Raw genomic sequence first — 19,194 nt, 5'->3', positions numbered from 1 at the left:
ATCAAACAATATGGAAAGCACCAGTAGACGCAACCGGATATTTTCGAATTTTATGGCGTTGGGTATTTTGCAGGGAGCCAATTTTTTGTTGCCGGTACTGGTAATGCCTTTCGTTATTAAGAGAATAGGGGCCGATGGCTATGGGGTAGTGGCTGTGGCACAGGTGGTAATGCTTATTTTTTGTACTATTACCGATTACGGGTTTAATTTAACCGCAACCCGTGCGCTGGCCTTGCACCGGGATGCAATTGGCAAAAACGCCCGGCTGTTTTTTACCGTTCTGGCGGCTAAAATGGTTATCTGTACCGTATTATTCGGGGTGTTGTTATTGCTAATTACCCTGATCCCTTTTTTCAAACCCCACTTTCAACTCTACCTTTTTGGCTTTACCTGGGTTATCGGGCAATCGTTGCTGGTAAGCTGGTTCTTCCAGGGAATGGAAAAAATGAAATACATAACCATTTATACCCTGCTGTCGCGCCTGCTGTTTGTTGCCCTGGTTTTTGTTTTTATCAGGCAGCGGTCAGATTACCGGTTCTTTATTTTGTTCATGGGCATAGGAAGCATGGTGGCGGGTATCGGAAGCATAGTAAGGGCTGTACGGTTTTTTAAGTTGCCGGTGGTTCGCCCGTTGTGGGGCGATGTAGTGCATGAGCTGAAAGAAGGCTGGCCCGTAATGCTCTCCAACATCTCAATAAATACCTTTTTGAGCATCAACGTCTTCATATTGCGGATTTTTACTAACGACCTGGTAGCAGGCTATTACAGCGTTGCCGAGAAGATCTTCCTGGCTAGCCGGCAAATACCGGTTATGTTTTCGCAGGTAATATATCCGCCCCTTTGCCAGTTGGCGCAAAAGGGGGCCGCATCAACACAAGGTTTTTTCAGATCGGTGTATATACCGTTTTTGCTGTTGGTGTTATTGGCCAGTGTATTGCTGTTTGGTTTTTCCCCTTTTATAATTTCGTTCTTTTTAGGTAGCGAGCAGGGTAATGCGGTGTTACTGCTTCGGTTATTTTGCCTGGGACCGCTTATAGTTTGTTTGCATATTCCGGCCAGCCAGTTATTAATGGCCTTTAACCAGAAGAAGAGTTACCTGCGGGTGTTGGCCCAGGGAACCATTATCAATGTGATCTGTAATTTGTTGCTGGTGCAGATATGGGGACCGGTTGGCACTACCATAACTGTTTTATTCACCGAACTGTTTATAACGGTTGGCTTTAACCGGGAACTTTTTAAAAATAAACTGGCTGGTTTCCTTAGTGCCAGGTACCTTAAATACACAACTGACGGGCATGCGAATTAATAAATACTTTCCGGTTGCGTTTATCTACTTTTTTATTAATTCACTAGGGTTGCCATTTGGATTAACCTATACCGCATTGTTAAGTCCGCTCTTGTACATATGGGTAGTGGTTACCCGCCGGCAGGAGGTCCTATGGCCTTTTTTACTGGCTTTAACACCCTTTGTGCTTATTCATATCAGTATAGGGGTCGACACCAAAAGCTATTTTATTTCGATTCTGAACATTACCATGGTATATGTTTTTTGCCAGGCAGTATATACCTTTTTAATAAAATGCGAGCATCCTGAAAACATCTTCAAGCCACTGCTGATCATTAATTTCATCTTTTGCCTGGTTGCCATTCCGCTGTTCTTCACGCCCTATGATAATCTGCTTTGGATGAAGCAGTTTTTAACAACAGGGGTAGAGGATTTCAGGCGATTGAGTTTACTCACATACGAGCCTTCTTATTATGCGTTGTTGTTTACGCCATTGTTTTTCTTCTTCCTGCTGCAGTTGATATTTTACCGTAACACAATCAATGGTTGGTTGCTGCTGGTAATGTTGGTGCTGCCTTTGACCCTTTCTTTTTCTTTAGGAGTTATCAGTGCTATTGTAGTGGCGCTTGCGGTAACATTTATTGTTTACATTAAAACCTTCATTGTAAACAAGCGGGTCATTAACCTGTTGGGGTTCGTTGGAATAATTGTTATAACGGCCATAGGAATAGCCATTGTGTTCTTTCCTGATAACATTCTTTTTGTACGCATCGCCAACGTAATAACCGGTAAGGACCCATCGGGAAAGGGTAGAACATTTGAGGCGTTTTGGCTGGCCGAGCAATTGCTGGAAAAGAAAAGTTACTGGTGGGGCATTGGTCCCGGACAAATTAAAGTACTGGGGTTTGAACTGATACGGGATTTTTATGGTTATGGATATGAAACTACCCGCGTGGCTATTCCCAATGCGGCTGCTGAAACCCTGGCTCTTTTCGGTTGGGTAGGGTTTATTGTGCGGATACTGACTGAATGCTTCTTTTTTGTTTATACCAGGGTTTGGCGTAATTATTACCGCCTGCTTTTATTCATCTTTATTTTTGTTTACCAGTTCACCGGCAGCTTTATTACCAATATTGCGGAATATGTTATCTGGATAATGGCGTTTACGCCTGTTTTTCGGGAGTTTGAAAGCGGGAAGCGGGATACATTTTCTCCCTTACACAACGCTGTATAAAGTCCTCGTATTTTTTTATCACGTTATCCCAGTTAAATTGCTCCTGTATTTTCTTCAGGTTATTATTCACCATAGCCATCTCCCGGCCATTGCGATAAGTATTTTCAATAATTTCCCTTACCTCGTTCGGAGATGAAAAATAAAATGAATCCTGTTGCAATACGGCGCGGTTAAACGGATTGTCGTGCGCTGCTATCAGCGACCGGCTGGCCATCGCTTCCAATAACGAAGGGTTGGTGCCGCCTACACTATGGCCATGAAAATAGAGGCTCGAGTAAATTTTAAGCGAGTGTATTTTTTGCGGATGGTTATAGATCCCACCGGTAAACACAATGCGTTCATCCTTCCTGAATTTGTGTACCAGGTGCTGACCCAGTTTATTGTCAACGGAACCAACAACCAGGAATTTTTTATTGCTATTGCTGGCATGAAAGCCATCCAGGATCATTTCAATATTGTTCTCGGCAGCCATTCGCGCCATGAGTATAAAGTACTCATGCTTTTTTACCCCAAATTCCTGTAACAGGCTTTCTTCCTCGTTATAATGTATTTCGGCGCCATAGGGTATGTGTTCACTGGCAATGGCATACTTGCTTTTCAGGTACGATTGAATAACTACCGAGTCGGCAATATAATAGTGACTGAACCTGACAGCCAGTTTCTCGGCCAGCAACAAAAACTTCTGCACCGGTTTAGAATATTTGGTCCGCTTCCATTCCAGCCCGTCCATGTTAAAGATCAAAGTGCTTTGATCGGGGTAGAACCAGCCCCAGGCCGAACTACTGGTAAAACCCAGCATCAGGATCACATCAAAATTCCTTCGCCGGGCATCGAGGATACAGTTGAGGTCATATATGAATTGCCCAAAGCTGCCCAACTGGTACTCTGGATCGTAACAATGGATCAACTGAACATTGTTCCAGGTATTGCCCTGGTAGGCATGGTTGTGAGAATTGTATACAAAAACTTCGTGCCCTTTTGCTACCAGTCCGGTTGACAGGTATTCAGCAAACTGTTCAAATCCGCCATAATGATTGGGTATGCCCCTGGTCCCTAATATGCCTATGCGTAATGTCATTGTTGTAATACGTGTTTATAAGCGGCCGCTGTTTGTGATGCTGCGTGTTGCCAGGTGTATTGATCTAATATTTTTTGTCTGAGGGTATTTGTTCCGGTTGTTGAAGCTGCTTTTTCTACGGCCGCTAAAATGCTTTCAGGCGAGGCTGGGTCGCAATAAGCCGCTTCATTTTCAAAGTACTCGCGGGTATATCCCTTTGCGGTGATCACCACCCGGCAACCCATTGCAGCTGCTTCCAGGGTAGACAGGCCGCAGGTTTCGAACCAACTTGGTAGTATATGTATGCCAGCTTTTTGGTACCACGCCGTTAGCGTTTCCTGTGGTAACTGCTCAATAAAGGAAATATTGGCTGCTGCCTGTTTGCGGCATTCATGGTAATAAGCCAATTGGTTGGGAGCGGGGTTGCCAATGATCACTAACCGGAATTTGGTATTGTTCAGCGCTTTTATCAGGTTCAACTGGTTCTTTATGCCTTCAATTCTTGCCACACATAATACCAGGGTAGGTTCTTTGGGCAGGCTGCTGTTCCAGGTGAACAAAGCCGGGTCAATACCATTTGGAACAAGGGTATAGCCGGGCAGGGGAGTGCCAAATTCAGCCAACTGTTCGTATTCAAGGATTGAATTGGGCAATATCTGGGCTGCCTGCCGTAATATTTTTTTTATGCTCTGTTTGTGTCCTTTCCATACATACGAATTCGTCATTAAAACATCTTTGCCCTGCAGCCAGCGGGCAATTGTTTTTACGTATTCTATGCTGTTTTTGGGTAGAAAACGGAACAGCGATCCTGCCATGCCTTTCCGGTGCAATTGATCGTATTCGTAATAATTCACCAGGTTAGGCGATATCACAAAAGGCTTTCCTGATCTGTTAATATGGCATACGATATCGGCTGGCCGTACAATATTGAAAAAGTGCAACAGGTCGTATTGCTGATAATTAACCGGTTGATTGGTTAATTTAATATCCACTTCAACCCCCAGTTGCTTTAATTGCCGGGCTGTATTGATGATCTGAAAGGTATCTCCGCCTTTAACCGAATATAATGTCGACCTGGTAATGAACGCAATTTTCATGATGGCCTTTCTTATAATATTATTCGTAGCAAATGGCGGAAAAGTTGCCTGCCGTTCCGTTTATTTTGCGAAAGCTGCAGGCAACATAGGTATCATGAATTCGTTAAAAGGGGGTATTATATTCCTGTAAGTAACCCCGTAAATGTATTTTTGCCGTAAAGGAGATACCCTATATGCGATCCTTGTTCTTGTTGGATGATCAGGCTGGCTTGTTGACTATAAAGGATAAAATATTATATGTGCTGGTGGCCATATTTTTTATCACCTTTTTCCCGGACCATATGGAGGTCACAAACAATGTGGCAGTGGTCCTTGTTTCCCTTTACAGCTTATTTTACAATTCTTTCTCCGAAAAATATGATCTGTTGCGCCGGCGTAAGGAGATCGTTGCCATGGTGCTTTTTTACTTATTGCATATCATCAGCGCATTTTTATCAAAAAATCAGGCGGAAGGCTTTTCCTGGGTGGTTGTGCGGATGCCGCTCCTGGTGTTCCCGGTTACCATTGGATTGATTTACATTAAGCAGGCGCTTAAAGAACGGATCCTGTACGCCTATGCGGTAACTGCAACCATTACGCTGTTGCTTTGTATTTGCGTGGCAATATTCCGAAGTATTTCTTATAACGATACCTCTCTGCTGTATAACGATAACTTTACCTATCTTATCGAGAAGCAATCGGTATACGTGGCTTTATTCGGTAACCTGGCGGTTTTTAGCTTTGGCTACCTGCTAAGTATTAAGTCAACGGTAATCTCCAAAGGCATTGTGTATGCCAGTTTTTTTATTTTACTGGTGGCGAATTTTTTACTGGCCAGCCGTATTGCCATTACCATTTTATACAGTAGTATTATTTGTGTTGCTATCTGGCAGGCTATTCAAAAAAAGAAATTGATGCAGTTGGGCTTCGTTGTGGTTGGTATTGCAGCGGTCGGATTTATACTGATCAATTTCTTCCCAAAAACGGTGAACCGGTTCCGCGAATTGGGTTATACCAGTTATGAATTTTCCAATAAAGGGGCAGAAAGTCATTTTAATATGGAGGTTACCGACGATCAATGGAATGGCGCCAACATCAGGCTGGCTGTATGGAATTGTGGATGGGACCTCGTGAAGCAACATCCGGTACTGGGGGTGCATTTAGGTGATAAAGTGGACAGAATGATGGAAATATATGCGGTTAAACATTTTGATTTTGCGTATGACAGCCGCCGCAACCTGCACAACAATTACCTGGATGTGCTGGTTGCTTTTGGAGTAGTGGGCTTACTGATATTCCTATGGGGATTTTTATTTGAACCGTTGCGCCAGTGCTTTCGTACGAAAGACATGTTCGGAGTGTTTGTAATTGCAGCATTCGTGCTGTCATTCATTCCCGAAACCTATTTCGACCGCAGTATGGGCAATATGATGTTCGCCTTCTTTATTGCATTGATTGTAAGTTTCCGGCCTCCTATAAATAAAAAGTCGCTCAGCTAAATCCCTGGGAAACAATGCCTATTCGTTTATTCCCAATTTATAAAAATAAAAAAGCAGGTAATTCAGTACCTGCTTTTTATTTAAGATATGTTTTGTGGTATAAGTTAAACACCTGTGAAGTTACTCATGATTATCTTTCACGTACATGTCAATGGCTTCTTCTGTTTCGCCAAAAAATACCAGGCTTCCATTTTTCATGAATGCTGTGCGGGAACAATATTTTTTTATTACATCCATACTATGGCTAACAAGGATTACTGTTTTGCCTTCAATCCAGCTTGATTCAAATACTTTAACCGCTTTTTCCTGGAATTTCATATCACCCACGGCAAATATTTCATCAAGGAACATAATGTCGGCGCCTGCATTTACTGCAATAGAAAATCCAAGACGGGCCACCATACCCGATGAGAAGTATTTGATTTTGGTATCAATGAATTCGCGCAGCTCTGCAAAGTCTACAATTTTATCGAAGATGTTATCTATTTCTTTGATCTTTAATCCAAGTACCGATGCAGAAACATATATGTTTTCGCGGGCAGTAAGCTGGTGGCTCATACCTACGCCAAGGTTCATTAAAAGCGTAGTGCCGTGGATATTAATTTGTCCGGTATCTGTGGGATAAACACCAGCCAGTAACCTTACCAGGGTCGATTTACCGCATCCGTTTCTTCCCAGCAAGCCAATACACTCACCTTTATAAACAGCAAAATCCATGTTTTTTATTGCTTCTACTTTTTTAGCTCGGGGCGGATTAAATAAGTTAAACAGTCTGTGCTTTACAGTATTGTGGCTGTCTTCTGAAATGTGGAATGTTTTACTAATATTTTTTGCCTCAATGGCCGGCACTTTTTCCATGGTGTTTATAATTTTTCAGCAGCTTTTGATCCGAGTTTGTTTAACAGGTACAAGCCTAATATTAGAAATGCAAACGCATATGCTAAGTCAAAAGCCAGTAATTTCAAATGAGGTGTTTTCCCCTCGATCATCACCATACGCGCATTGATGATAATGCCCGCTACTGGATTGGCATAAGTCATAGAAGGTAATGCCTTTGTAAAAATTTCCAACTTGTAAAATATGGGTGATAAGAAAAACAGGAACTGTACAAGTACCTGCCAAACCTGGTTAATGTCTTTGGCTATGATATAAATGTTAGAAAGTATCAAAGAAAACCCAAGCGACAGGATGAACATGTTGAAGAAAATGGGAACAATCCACAAACTATATATGTCGGTTCCTTTTGAGGCAGGTTCCATGAAATTATAGAACAACAGGAACATTAGGAAGTTGAAGAAGAAGCCTATGGTGGTACTGAACAGGGTAGCAATATAAATTTCGAGTTTATTCATATTGCTATACTCGTACAAATATTTTTTAGTATTGAGGATCTGTATGGTGCCGGTGGTAGATTCAACAAAGAAGTTCCACAGAATTAAACCAATAAACAAATAAGAGGCAAAGCCCGGGATTTGCTGGTTAAGAATGACGTTGAACACCGTATAATAAATTACAATGTCCATCAATGGTTTTAACAATGCCCAAAAAAGCCCCAGTTTATTTTCATAATAACGAAGCTTAAATTCAATTTTAGCAAGCAACCAAAGTCGTTCAAATTTATTAGATCTGGAAAACCAATCACCAAGAACTGAAAAGATCATTCTCTACTTTTTTAATTTGGATAGAATATACAAGGCTTTTTTTCTCAATACCGGTTTCTTTTTGATATAATTAATAACCTTTTTGATGATTCTGTTTTTGTTAAAAGGAATATGCTCATCCGTTGCAAACGTCGGATTATCAATTTTATATCCCGGTCCATTGGCATTCAGCAGCCCGGTTAATTCGGCGGCAAAGATAGAATAAAACGCTGAATGTTTTTCCGCGATATAACGGTAGGAAAACAGCAGTTTTTCGCGGGTAAAGCTGCGGGCCATTGACTTTTTCCTGATTCTGTATAACCACAATTTTTCCGGGATGACCACCCCCTTCCAACCGTTCTTAGTTAAATTAATTACACTTTCCCAGTCTTCAAGTCCGTATTCCAAAGCCGGGTCATTCCAGCCGCTTTGGGTAAAAACTGTTGTTCTGTATACAAGCGCACTACTGTTGATCATATTGTGGTAAAGCAAATAGGGCGGCTCGGGAGTAAATGCAGGCCAACTGCCTGTTGATCCTTCAAAATATTGCGCCCAGCACCCCACAAAATGCACATTTCGTTTACTTTTTAAAATATCCAGGGCTTTACTGAAATAGTTTGGTGCAACAGCATCGTCGGGGTCTAAAAATGCCAGGAATTCTCCTGTAACCTGCTGAGCTCCTGTATTCCGGGCAACCGAAAGTCCTTTATTACTCTGCTCTATCAATATAAATTTATATTTGTTTTGCAGCATCTTCAGGGCTTCAATGCTTTCCCGCTTATCTGATCCGTCATTCACTACAATTACCTCAATATTTTTGTAATCAGAGGTATAAACAGACTGTAAGGCTTCTTCAAGGTAAGGCCCCATGTTATAAAAAGGAATCACCACCGAAAGGAGGTCTTTTTTATATTGCTGTTGTAAGGGGTGCTCAGACGTTTTGCTGCCGGTAAGAAACGGGAATAGCGTGGTTTTATTATTAACCGCTTCAGTACTTTCTATTGCACGCTGTTTTTGGGCGTATACACTTTTGTAGCAGTGTTTTTCTTCAACCGAATTTATTGCGCTTATTCTAATATGCTGAATTTGCTCAACAGGTAGGTTGTTAATGACATGCACTTTTTTTATTAAACTGTCTTCTTCGCTATGATCGAATAAAAAGCCGTTTTGGGCGTCGTTGATGATTTCGCTTTGCCCGCCCTGTTTTGATGCCAGTACAATATTTCCGTTGATCAACGATTCAATAACGGTATACGGATAATTATCTCCTATACTGGGTATTAATATAACGGCTCCGTTCTGGGTTTTTTCTTTCCATTGAGCAGGCGACAGACTGCCTAATAGTATGAGTTTCCCTGTTTTAATTTCTGTACCATATTTTTTATTTACCCATTGTTGCATATCCATGCGTTCCGGATGGTAATAATGGTTTCCCCCGCCAATAAGATACAAAGGTCTGGTCCACCCCGTTTCCCATAAGGTTTTGAAGCTTTTTAGCAGCGGCAGTATGCCTTTTTGTGGTGTAAGCTTCCCAAAAAAGAACCAATTATCACGGGGATCGGTAGCATTATTAAACTGCACCTTTTTCGGTTGTTCAAATGGTAAAGGAACTACTGTTACTTCCGGTAGCTCAGGCATAAATGGCCTTATTGCCTGAACGATAAATGCACTTGGAGCATTTAATTTATCCGCAGCCATAATGCACCAGCGTTCCATCTGACCTATCCAGAAATAGGGTAACTGCATGGCCGGCACCCTGTTATACTCATAATACAGAAATGACGGCGCATGTAAAGTAAGTACAACTTTTAGCTTATTAAAAAGCGGATAGTTTAAATGCTTATACTGCAAAATATAATAGGCAATGCCTGCATATTCCTGCGATTCAAGTATCTCAGGTAAACCTTCTGTTTCAATATATTCTTTAATAATATTGGCAAATTCAAAAGCCATGGCTGTTTCAGGGCCCAGATATGCTGCCACATTAGTTTTGTGCCGTGAAAATTCAATTATTCTAACGCCATTACTAATAGTAGTTTTATTTATATCTGAATACTGATTAGGTACAAATACTGTTACATCCCAGTTCATCTGGTGTAACATTTTTGCGGTATGATAGCAATAGGTCCCTATGCCTCCACCATACATGGGGGGATACTCGGTAGTAATTAACCAATACTTTTTTTTCATTTGGTCCATACATACTGCAACGGTCTTTTACGGGTAAAGACTTTATAAACTCTCTTAATAATTTTGATCACCCGCCGTTGTTTCCAATTAGGGGCGGAAGGTAATAATTGTTCCTGCTTCCAGCTACTAATGTTTTGATAATAGTTTTGAATAGTATCGGATTGCGATAAAGGTGCAATCCCAGGTTCAAGCTGGGAAAGAAGTTGTTCAAAAAGTATTTGCAGGTTGCTATGCGTAAGGGATATGTCAAAATATTTCTCTACCCGCTCTCTGCTTGCCTCACCAATTCTCTTTCTTAATACAGGATCCCCGGCCAGCGTCTCCAGCTTTCCGGAAAAAGTTTCAACAAACTGGCTTAAATCATCCGTAACAGGTATTACTATGCCAGTTCCGGGTTCAATTAATTCCTGCTGCCCACCGACATTGGTTGCTACTACCGGCGTGGCGGCAGCCATTGCTTCGTATATTACAGTGGCTATACCTTCCCAGGCAGAGGGTAATACTAATATATCGGCCAATTGTATAGCTTCTATATTAGCCGTGTGTGACAAAGGTCCCAGGTAACTGAAATAACGGTGCAGTTTTTTTTGATAAACCTTTTCTTCCAGCAATTCTCTTTCTGGGCCGTCTCCTGCAATAGCCATTATAAAGCTTATACCTTTTTTAGCAAGTATTGCAGCAATATCGGGTAATAATAAAGTGTTTTTCTGAGCAGTAAGCCTTCCTGAGAAAAGCAGCACCAATTGATGGTCTGATTGTAATTTAAAAAAGGCTTTCTTTTTTGAGAATTTCACAGCCTCATCAACGGGCTGTATATTTTTTGTGTCTACATTAATATAAATGGTTTGTAGTTTTTTGCTTGCAACGCCCCGGTCGGCCATCCATTCATAAATCTGGTTGTTGGCTACTATATGTTTATTTATATAGACGCTGTAATCAATTGCTATTTTGGGATAGCCCCCCTGCTTCCAGTTTTCTTCTACCAGGTGCAATATATCGGTAACCGCCAGCAAGGGATAGGTTTCCTTCAGATAAGGTAGTATATAATAGGCGGGCTGGGAATGTGAAATAACCAGCAAATGAATAGACCAGGTATTGATGACATAATTCCAGATTATCGGATAAGCGGTACCGTCGGCTATACTGGCAAAATGATAAATTTGTTTGCAGTACTTTTTAAATTCGGCTTCATGGCTGTGCGCACCTGCATTGGTTGTAACCATGATAAAGTCATACACCTGCGCCATGGCGGCCATATAGTGTAGGGTAAACCGCTCTACGCCTCCCAGTTCAAGCCAGGGTAATACAATTAGAACTGTTTTTTTACTTCCTGTGGGCGCCGGCATGCCACTAAGGGAAGGGAGGTTGGCAAAAGATGGGTATAGTTGCTTTTGAGGATTAGGGAACTGTTTTTTTAATAAGCGGTATTTTGCCTGAAATCGCCTGGTTATTCTTTTTTGCTCAATCCCATTATCCCAATTGGCCCACTTGTTCTGATGATTATCATGAATGCGGTAATGAAAAAGATATTCCGGTATAGTATATCCCCAGTAATTGTGAGCGGCAGCCTGTAGCCAGAACTCCCAGTCTTCCAGGCCGTTTTTTTGTACTTCGTTAAATTGAAGCCGGGTAAATATGCTTTTGCGGAAAAGTCCGGCAAAAGCAACCCAGTTTTGCTGAAGGAATTTTTCTTTTTTATCAAATCCTGCCTGCCATAAATAATTTTTAGCACCAAACCCGGTTGACCATGAATTTACAAAGGTGAAAGCAGGGTTTATTTGCAGTGTAATAAAGGCTTTTTCGAGGTAGTCGGGTTCAATGAGATCATCGGAGTCTAAAAAAAAGATAAAATCAAATAACGACTGCTTTACTCCATGGTTCCTGGCAGCAGGCAAGCCCATGTTTTGAGGCAAAGTAATTACTTTGATTTTTTTATTGCTTAAGGTGTTTAATTTTTTTAACACGCTGAGGGAAGCTTTCTGGTTGCTTCCATCATTTACAATAACCCATTCCCAGTTAATGAATGTTTGATTAACAACAGCCTGATAGGTTTCCCAAAATACTTCGGTTTGATTGTAAAACGGTGTTACTATGCTTATACCTGTTTCGGCATTCATGAATTAAATAGTAAATGTGGCTTTGTAGTAATATTATGTGTATCGTAATTCCGTGTTTAAAAAAAACGGCGCCCTTTCTTTTTCAATAAGCCAATCTGATAATATAAAAGCTCTATTTCAGGTAAAAAATCTTTATTATCCCGGGCTACTACTTTAAAAGGCTTGGAAGAGTTGCTGTTTAAATATTTTTCGATGTCCTTGTTTAAAGTAGAAAGTTGCTGCTTTAGTTTTTCATGCTGAACCAATATCTGATTGTATGGTGAAAGCATTTCGTTATACTGGTGCTGCAATTGGTTATATTGTTGCTGTAACTCATTGTATTCCTTCAGTGATTCATTATATCGCTGTAACAAATCTATATTGGATTGCTGAAACTGAATGTATTGTTGCTGCAGTTCACTGTATTGCTGTTGCTGGTCGTTTTGCTGTTGTTCCAGTTTATCATAGCGTTGTTGCAATTCCTGTAACACGGCATCCTTTGCATCGTATTGCTTCCAAATGCCCTGTATTTGTTTATCTTTTTCATCGTATTTCACCCACACATCCTTTATCTGTTCATCGTGTTGATGCCAGAAGGCCGCCAGCTCATTATTCTTATTGTCATAACTTTCCCAGGCCTTTTTTAACTCCTCGTCTTTTTGTATATAAACTTCTTTTATTTCTGCATTCTTTTCCTGCTGCCATATGGCACTGTATTGGTTCAGTAATAAAAATACCTGTTCATCAATAGCTGTAACTTCAACGGCCTGATCATTGCCGATGGCAATAATTTCCTGTAAAGCATTTACAAACTGACCGGGTAAATGGGTGTGCAGGTAGGTTGCCCTTTTGTGCGATTGTAAGGCCAATTCGTTTCTCAACGCTGAATCTGCAAGCACTTTTTGTAATAATGTTGTTAAGGCGCCCACGCCATTCTCTTCGTGCCAGAAAAAGTTATAATCTTCCCCGGTAACATCAGGTAAACCGGTGTTTTTACTAACAATAACCGGTGTGCCATTATATATACATTCAAGCGCTACATTGCCAAATGTATCGAAGCGTGAAGGGAATACGGCTATCCATGCCTGCCTGTGATAAGCAAACATGTCGGCCTGTGAAATGTGCCCTATAAAATCAATTTTTGATAATATGTTTTCTGGCAAACTGGCTTTGCAATATTCCTGAAAGGTCATATTATAATCGCTCCAGAAAACATCCCGTCCTATAAGTTGTAACCGTACCTGTTCATTGCCTGATTCAATCAACTGTTGAAAGGCCTTGAGTAAATAATCAACGCCTTTTGTTTTTTGCAGGCGCCCGATAAACAATATATTCTTTTTATTGTCATAAACAGAAGCAGGAGGAACCGGTTCTGTAAATATGGTATTGTTTATTGGGTTGGGAATAACAAAATGCTGCTGGTGTTGCAGATTAAATTGTTGCTTAAGATAATTCAGGATAAATGAAGAAGGCGCTATAGCATAAGAACTGGCCTGAATGCAATACGCTTCCATTTTAATAATAAGTTGCTCGTACACCGAGGGAATTCTTTTTTCCGCTTCCAGCAGTGCAAACAGGGGACCTGAAAAATGAACTACAAAAGATGTATTTTGGTATTTTAAGCCTTTATTCTTGTTACGCAAAAGGAAATATGCCTCTCCGTCAAATTCAGCATACATGGCAACGTTTGCCTGGAAAGTATTATTAAAGTGATCAAAGTGTTTTTCTAATTGAAAGGAGTAGTCGAGCAGACTATGAACTGAAAAAGCGCCTTCTGTATACTCAACCCATTCTGTTTTAAATTTATTTGTATAGTGCTGATTGTAGATGTCTTCGTTGAAGTTTGCCGGCTTTCTCGTTAAAAGTATTACATCGTGATTTAAATTCGCCAGCATTTTCCCCAGTGAATAGAACGCTGTACCTATTCCACCATGCGTAAAAGGAAAGCATTCCCGACTGATTAAGCAAATTTTCATAATTTGGCGATCCAAATTTTGTAATTTGGGGACCGAAAATAAGGTCAATTTTTAATAAGTTTGTAATTTAAATACCAGATTCCTAATAAATTATAGCCACCCTTAATGCACTTGACTAGTATTCCTACTCACGGCAAGCCTATTACCCTGAGTTTAAATGAACCTTTCCTGGTACCTATAGGAAAAACACCATCAGGTAAGTATGCTTACCATGTTAACGTACTTAATCCTGCTAATGATTCCCCTATCCTTAAAGTGTTCATTAACAATAAAAACGTTAATAAAGACGAACACGTATATAAATTGTCTGAAATCACGGCACAAATTGAATACAATTTTGATACCACAGGTAAAGAAGAGAATACCATAGTTTTTTTATTGACAAGAGGAACCGGTTTAACGTTGCAATTACCGGTTAGCCCGGTGATGGTACAGGAAGTGAAAGAAGAGGTGTCGATGTTGTTGGGGCTCGATGATAAAATTGTTTCAAAAGTGGGCGAGCTCGAGTCGGAAGATCAGGCAACAGGAAATAAAAGGATCAACCGTGAACCATATACCCGGCAACAATCAGCAAGCGCTACTTCTTTGCGCGAAATGGAACAGTATATAAATGCCAGGTACTTCCGGGGGTTTCTTTCAGTTGAAGAATCAGAACGCCAGTTAGACCATGTGGTACTTAATAAAATGTTTGCCCCTGATGGTTCAAAAGGATTTACGCGATTCAAAAGAAAGGTTTACAGAAAAATGCTGGTCAGCATATATCGTTTATTTACAAAAAACCGCTCGCGGAAATTATACTTTGCCAAGCTATACCGTAACTACGTTAATGTCAATTTGTTAAGCGATAATTATCACCACAACCATTAAGTGATTAAACCCTACCAATGCGCATTTGCATTATTACCAAATACCTCCCCCCCGCTTCTACGGAGGGAATACCCCGTAACAGATGGGACTATGCCCGGCAATTCAGGGCATTAGGCCATGAAGTGCATATTATTACCTGTGGAAGAGACGCCTGTGAAAAGATTATTGATGATATTTATATTCACCAGATATCAGGCTGGGAAAAGAAAGCCTCGGATGCTTTTTATCAACTTCAAACTCCGGGTAATCTGCATTTTCAACTTGCTTACAGTTACCTGGTGTACAAACGCATCAGGCAGTTGAATGAGCTATATCCCATACATATAATCGAATCTCCTTTATGGGATATTGAGGGTTACATTACCCGGTTGAAACTGCCCGAAATTCCATTCATTGTTCGATTGGAAACTACTTCTATGCTGTTGAAAGAAGTGCTTTCGGGTAAAACGCCTAAAAAAGATGTTTTAAACGAAATTGAGACCCATTTTCTTGAAATAGCCGACGGCTATGTTTTTGACAGTTGGTCGATATTGAAAGAAACAGAACGCCTGTATAAAGTGAGGTTTGAAAAAAAACCTTATGCTGTCATTCATCATGGCATTGATTTAAAAGGAATAAAATCTCCAGAAGTTCCTGTTCCCGTTGCTAACGGCAATTGCCGCATTTTATCGGTCGGCCGCCTTGAAAAAAGGAAAGGTTCAGATATCCTGGTAAAAGAAATAATGCCTTTGCTGCTCGAAAATGTTAAGGGTATTGAAATTCACCTGGTAGGTAAAGACAGCGGTGAATGGGATGGTTTTAAAGAGGAAACAGGCTTTACCTATCATGAATACATTCATAAGCATTTTAAGCAATATCTTAATAAACAGATTTTCCTGTATGGGTATGTAAGCGATGAAAAACTGGATACCCTTTACGAGAAGGCAGATATAGTGTTTGCTTTATCAAAATACGAATCATTTGGTTTGTTGTATCTCGAAGCAATGCGAAAAGGAAAACCATTGATCGTATTTGAAACAGGCGCAGTTCCGGAAATTTTTGATGATGGCAAGGATGCTATTGTTATTCCTCTTACAGAGCCACACAAAGTAATAGATTCCGTTCAACGGTTAAAAGATAATCCCGCTTTATGCCACCAAATAGGGCAGAACGGATTGCAAAAATTAATTAACCGCTTCTCCGCTGAGCGGATGGCTGCCGAATGCGCTGTTTTCTTTGAGAAAATAGTTTTCAAGAACACCAGCAGGGTATTTCAGATAATGAACTGTCTTACCGACAGAGATGGTGTAAGCAATACAACCGTTGATTATGATAAACTTTTGAAGGAAGAAGGCGTTGCTACCCAGATTCTGGGAACATATCCTTCGCCGGCGGTACAACAGTTGGTAAAGCCCATAGAAAGTGTTCAGTTCACCGAATCGGATGCTATCATTTATCATTATTGGAATTACTGCGAAAAAGGGGATTATTTCAACAAGCTTACATTTCCCAAAAAAGCCTTTTTCTTTCATAACATCACTACACCCGATTTTTTTTCGGTTGATGACGAAGCGTATCATACCACTTTCAGGGGGTTCAAGCAATTAAGCACCTTGGATAATTTTGATGTTTATATTGGGCATACTGCTTATTCGCTTGAAATTTTGCGGCAATCATTGGCAAGGCCTATTGCAACGCATATTATTCCGCCACATATTGACAAAGACCTTATTTTAAACAGGCCTTTCAATAAGGAACTAGCTAAGTCAATCAGGGCTCAATACCCGTTTCATATAATTTTTGTGGGTAGCATTGCGCCTCACAAAAAACAAACAGACCTGGTAAAGTTTTTTAAATACTATTCAGAACAAATCAATGCCGACAGCCATCTGTCCATTATAGGAGGTGGAGCACCGAGCTATGTAAACGAGCTGGTTGCTTTGATAAAAGAATTGAGCATTGGTAAAAAGGTAACTGTTACAGGTAAGGTAAGCAACGATGACCTGTATGCTTATTATCGAAGTGCCGATATATATTTGTCGATGTGCGAACACGAGGGATTTGGCGTTCCGCTGGCCGAAGCCATGGTGTTTGATCTACCGGTAGTAGCGTTTAATTGTACGGCGGTGCCCGATACCGTTGGGCAAAACGGATGTTTGTTTCGTACAAAAGATGTTATGCTAGTTACTGAAATCGTAGAAAAAATCAGGAAAGACGAGCCGTGGAGAAAGGAGGTTTTAAGCAGGCAATGCAAACACCTGGAGCATTTTTCAAAGCAAAGTATTGCAAAAGCTTTTGCCGACCTTCACGTTCTTCTGGACGAAAAACACTTTGAAAGGATCACCTTTTTAAAGAAGGATACAGATCTTTTACTGGAAGAATATATTTTTTATAACGATAGCCGCCTTAAAAGCCTGGAGCCTGTCCAGTTAAAAGATGACCAGCTTATGCTGGTTAATCACCTCAGCGGAATTACGGTGGAAGAAGTGTTTTCATCTTTTGAAATTAATTTTTTGTCGCACGACTGGAGCGGCAAAGTAAAAGTTCAGATAGATGACCACCAACCTGTGGTATTTGACCTGTTTTCATCTGACAGAAAACTAAAGAATATTACGATTGATGAAGAGCTTGAAACAGGGCTTCATACCATTAAAATATGGCAAACCGGTGAGCGCAATTCGTTTGCAAAAGGTAATGAAGTGTTTTTGCATTCCATTAAATTAAAGAAGCCTTTTAATGTTCCGGATAAGACTGCTTTCGAAGCATTGAAACAGGTTGTGCAACCAGATAGTGAAGCTACGTTAACGGATGATGATGACATGCTGGAAATAGCTGGTGAAGAAACCACATCGGGCGAACCTAAAATATTAAGGCGCATTGAAGAGGCAGACGTTTTGAATGACCTGTTTGTTTATACTCCCGAATGGAGTGTAAAAGATGAACATTTTAAGTTTTCCGATGGGACGCAGGGCGGTAGTATTGAATTTGAAAAAGAATTTACATCGCTTGCTTTTAAGTTTGTTGCCCATGCCTGGAGCGGCATGGTTGAAGTTACTGTAGATAACCGGTACCGCGAAACCATAGATTTATATAATACAGAGCACGAAGAGAAAGTATTCCGGTTAAAAAAAGTATTCAAACAGCAGTCTCATCACGTAACTATAAAAGCGTTATCAAGAAGGAATTCTTTTTCGAGAGGAAGTGAGGTTTTTTTCAAAGGCGCCCTATTTGAGCAACATCTGCCCGTACAGGTCTCTGAAGAAGAGTTAGCCGCCAATTACAAGGTTTCCGTTATTATAAATACGTTAGACCGGGATGAGCATTTGGAAAAATTGCTCAAAGCGCTGGAAGCGCAAACCTATTCCTGGTTTGAAATTGTAGTAGTAAACGGTCCTTCAAAAGACAGAACAGAGGAAATTCTTGCCGGGTATCAGGGGCGTATCAAAGTTGGGTCCTGCCCCGAAGCGAACCTGAGCCAGTCGCGAAATATAGGCATTGAAATGGCTGCAGGAAATTACGTAGCTTTTATCGACGATGATGCATTGCCTTGTGATGAGCACTGGATTGAGAACTTTATCTATTTTATTATCTGGAACAGGAGCCTTAAAATAGGGGCCGTTGGCGGCCCGGTGAAGCATAAAAATACCGAGCATTATGAGTTTAAAAATGGCGCCACATCCGATTATGGTTTCCAAATCTTCAGGGAAGAAGAGCTGAAAAGCCATACCCTAGATGGAAAAAGATGGGTTCAGGGTGTTCCTGGTGGCAACAACATAGTATTAAAGAGCGCTTTGTATGAAATTGGCGGATTTGATGAGCGGTTCATTTACTACCTCGATGAAACCGATATGTGTATTCGCCTTGCGCGGGAAGGATATGTGATCATTAATAATCCCATTAACCATATAAAACATTTTAAAGCGCCCGGAACAAGAAGAAAAAGTCCATATGATATCAGGTGGGATATTATTGCCCGCTCAGATATGTATTATGCTTTGAAAACCGGCTATGATGTTTTACCAGTTCGTGTTGTTAAAGCAATACGATATTTCAAAAAGAAACATTTTTTTAAGGAAGTTGTAAAAGCTTATAAAGACAATGTGATATCTAAAGATGAGTACATAAAGTACAGGCAATTATTAAAAAAAGGGTTTTATGAGGGATTGAAGTGGGGCTTGTTTAATAAAAAGCAGTCCGGCCCAATAATAGACAAAAGTGGGAAGTTCCATAATTTTAAAAAGGGTTAATCATATCCTGGTCGTATAAATTGCATTTTCATTTTATTTTTAATATTT

The 19,194-nt window shown here is 40.5% G+C and carries 12 protein-coding genes; 5 read left to right on the top strand and 7 right to left on the bottom strand.

Annotation, left to right across the window (positions count from 1 at the left end):
- The first annotated feature begins 10 nt into the window (after positions 1-10).
- Together FAM09_RS25655 and FAM09_RS25650 are read left to right on the top strand one after the other, a co-directional pair.
- The gene (locus FAM09_RS25655; protein ID WP_136580027.1) at positions 11-1,306 is read left to right on the top strand and encodes an oligosaccharide flippase family protein; all 1,296 of its coding nucleotides are present in this window, start codon (positions 11-13) and stop codon (positions 1,304-1,306) included.
- Positions 1,296-2,519 (top strand): hypothetical protein, encoded by a 1,224-nt coding sequence (locus FAM09_RS25650; protein WP_136580026.1) that lies wholly within the window; start codon positions 1,296-1,298, stop codon positions 2,517-2,519. The genes FAM09_RS25655 and FAM09_RS25650 overlap by 11 nt, the downstream gene beginning before the upstream one ends.
- Here the strand turns inward: FAM09_RS25650 and FAM09_RS25645 are convergent.
- The gene (locus FAM09_RS25645) at positions 2,449-3,597 is read right to left on the bottom strand and encodes a DUF1972 domain-containing protein (RefSeq protein WP_136580025.1); all 1,149 of its coding nucleotides are present in this window, start codon (positions 3,595-3,597) and stop codon (positions 2,449-2,451) included. The genes FAM09_RS25650 and FAM09_RS25645 overlap by 71 nt on opposite strands.
- Positions 3,594-4,673: a glycosyltransferase family 4 protein gene (locus FAM09_RS25640; RefSeq protein WP_136580024.1), complete on the bottom strand. Its 1,080-nt coding sequence runs from the start codon at positions 4,671-4,673 to the stop codon at positions 3,594-3,596. Before FAM09_RS25640 ends, FAM09_RS25645 begins: the two co-directional genes overlap by 4 nt.
- 173 nt (positions 4,674-4,846) lie before the next feature.
- Here FAM09_RS25640 and FAM09_RS25635 point away from each other — a divergent pair, with 173 nt between their 5' ends.
- The gene (locus FAM09_RS25635; RefSeq protein ID WP_136580023.1) at positions 4,847-6,151 is read left to right on the top strand and encodes an O-antigen ligase family protein; all 1,305 of its coding nucleotides are present in this window, start codon (positions 4,847-4,849) and stop codon (positions 6,149-6,151) included.
- Between the two features lie 120 nt (positions 6,152-6,271).
- On the opposite strand, the gene FAM09_RS25630 is transcribed toward FAM09_RS25635, so the two are convergent.
- Genes FAM09_RS25630 through FAM09_RS25610 form a run of 5 tightly spaced genes read right to left on the bottom strand, consistent with a single transcriptional unit; the run spans position 6,272 to position 14,053 of the window.
- On the bottom strand, positions 6,272-7,009 hold the full coding sequence (locus tag FAM09_RS25630; protein WP_136580022.1) for an ABC transporter ATP-binding protein: 738 nt from the start codon (positions 7,007-7,009) through the stop codon (positions 6,272-6,274).
- Between the two features lie 5 nt (positions 7,010-7,014).
- The gene (locus FAM09_RS25625; RefSeq protein WP_136580021.1) at positions 7,015-7,812 is read right to left on the bottom strand and encodes an ABC transporter permease; all 798 of its coding nucleotides are present in this window, start codon (positions 7,810-7,812) and stop codon (positions 7,015-7,017) included.
- A 3-nt stretch (positions 7,813-7,815) separates the two neighbouring features.
- On the bottom strand, positions 7,816-9,990 hold the full coding sequence (locus FAM09_RS25620; RefSeq protein WP_136580020.1) for a glycosyltransferase: 2,175 nt from the start codon (positions 9,988-9,990) through the stop codon (positions 7,816-7,818).
- Positions 9,978-12,098, bottom strand: a complete 2,121-nt coding sequence (locus tag FAM09_RS25615; protein WP_136580019.1) for a glycosyltransferase — start codon at positions 12,096-12,098, stop codon at positions 9,978-9,980. The genes FAM09_RS25620 and FAM09_RS25615 overlap by 13 nt, the downstream gene beginning before the upstream one ends.
- 56 nt (positions 12,099-12,154) lie before the next feature.
- Complete coding sequence (locus FAM09_RS25610; protein ID WP_136580018.1) at positions 12,155-14,053, bottom strand: glycosyltransferase family 4 protein; 1,899 nt, start codon at positions 14,051-14,053, stop codon at positions 12,155-12,157.
- Between the two features lie 105 nt (positions 14,054-14,158).
- On the opposite strand from FAM09_RS25610, the gene FAM09_RS25605 reads away from it, so the two are divergent.
- Positions 14,159-14,920: a hypothetical protein gene (locus tag FAM09_RS25605; protein WP_136580017.1), complete on the top strand. Its 762-nt coding sequence runs from the start codon at positions 14,159-14,161 to the stop codon at positions 14,918-14,920.
- Positions 14,921-14,937: 17 nt separating this feature from the next.
- Positions 14,938-19,146: a glycosyltransferase gene (locus tag FAM09_RS25600; RefSeq protein WP_136580016.1), complete on the top strand. Its 4,209-nt coding sequence runs from the start codon at positions 14,938-14,940 to the stop codon at positions 19,144-19,146.
- Positions 19,147-19,194 lie beyond the last annotated feature (48 nt).

It is taken from the genome of Niastella caeni, from assembly GCF_004834005.1.
Lineage (GTDB): Bacteria > Bacteroidota > Bacteroidia > Chitinophagales > Chitinophagaceae > Niastella > Niastella caeni.
The sequence above is the reverse complement of the archived record's forward strand: the minus strand, read 5'-3'. Positions and strand labels throughout refer to the sequence as shown.

Excerpts from the sequence above, each read along its gene's own strand:
- FAM09_RS25625 (WP_136580021.1), bottom strand. The coding sequence starts at position 7,812 with ATGATCTTTTCAGTTCTTGGTGATTGGTTTTCCAGATCTAATAAATTT.
- FAM09_RS25655 (WP_136580027.1), top strand. The coding sequence starts at position 11 with ATGGAAAGCACCAGTAGACGCAACCGGATATTTTCGAATTTTATGGCG.
- FAM09_RS25620 (WP_136580020.1), bottom strand. The coding sequence starts at position 9,990 with ATGGACCAAATGAAAAAAAAGTATTGGTTAATTACTACCGAGTATCCC.
- FAM09_RS25645 (WP_136580025.1), bottom strand. The coding sequence starts at position 3,597 with ATGACATTACGCATAGGCATATTAGGGACCAGGGGCATACCCAATCAT.
- FAM09_RS25615 (WP_136580019.1), bottom strand. The coding sequence starts at position 12,098 with ATGAATGCCGAAACAGGTATAAGCATAGTAACACCGTTTTACAATCAA.
- FAM09_RS25650 (WP_136580026.1), top strand. The coding sequence starts at position 1,296 with ATGCGAATTAATAAATACTTTCCGGTTGCGTTTATCTACTTTTTTATT.
- FAM09_RS25635 (WP_136580023.1), top strand. The coding sequence starts at position 4,847 with ATGCGATCCTTGTTCTTGTTGGATGATCAGGCTGGCTTGTTGACTATA.
- FAM09_RS25630 (WP_136580022.1), bottom strand. The coding sequence starts at position 7,009 with ATGGAAAAAGTGCCGGCCATTGAGGCAAAAAATATTAGTAAAACATTC.
- FAM09_RS25610 (WP_136580018.1), bottom strand. The coding sequence starts at position 14,053 with ATGAAAATTTGCTTAATCAGTCGGGAATGCTTTCCTTTTACGCATGGT.
- FAM09_RS25600 (WP_136580016.1), top strand. The coding sequence starts at position 14,938 with ATGCGCATTTGCATTATTACCAAATACCTCCCCCCCGCTTCTACGGAG.
- FAM09_RS25640 (WP_136580024.1), bottom strand. The coding sequence starts at position 4,673 with ATGAAAATTGCGTTCATTACCAGGTCGACATTATATTCGGTTAAAGGC.
- FAM09_RS25605 (WP_136580017.1), top strand. The coding sequence starts at position 14,159 with ATGCACTTGACTAGTATTCCTACTCACGGCAAGCCTATTACCCTGAGT.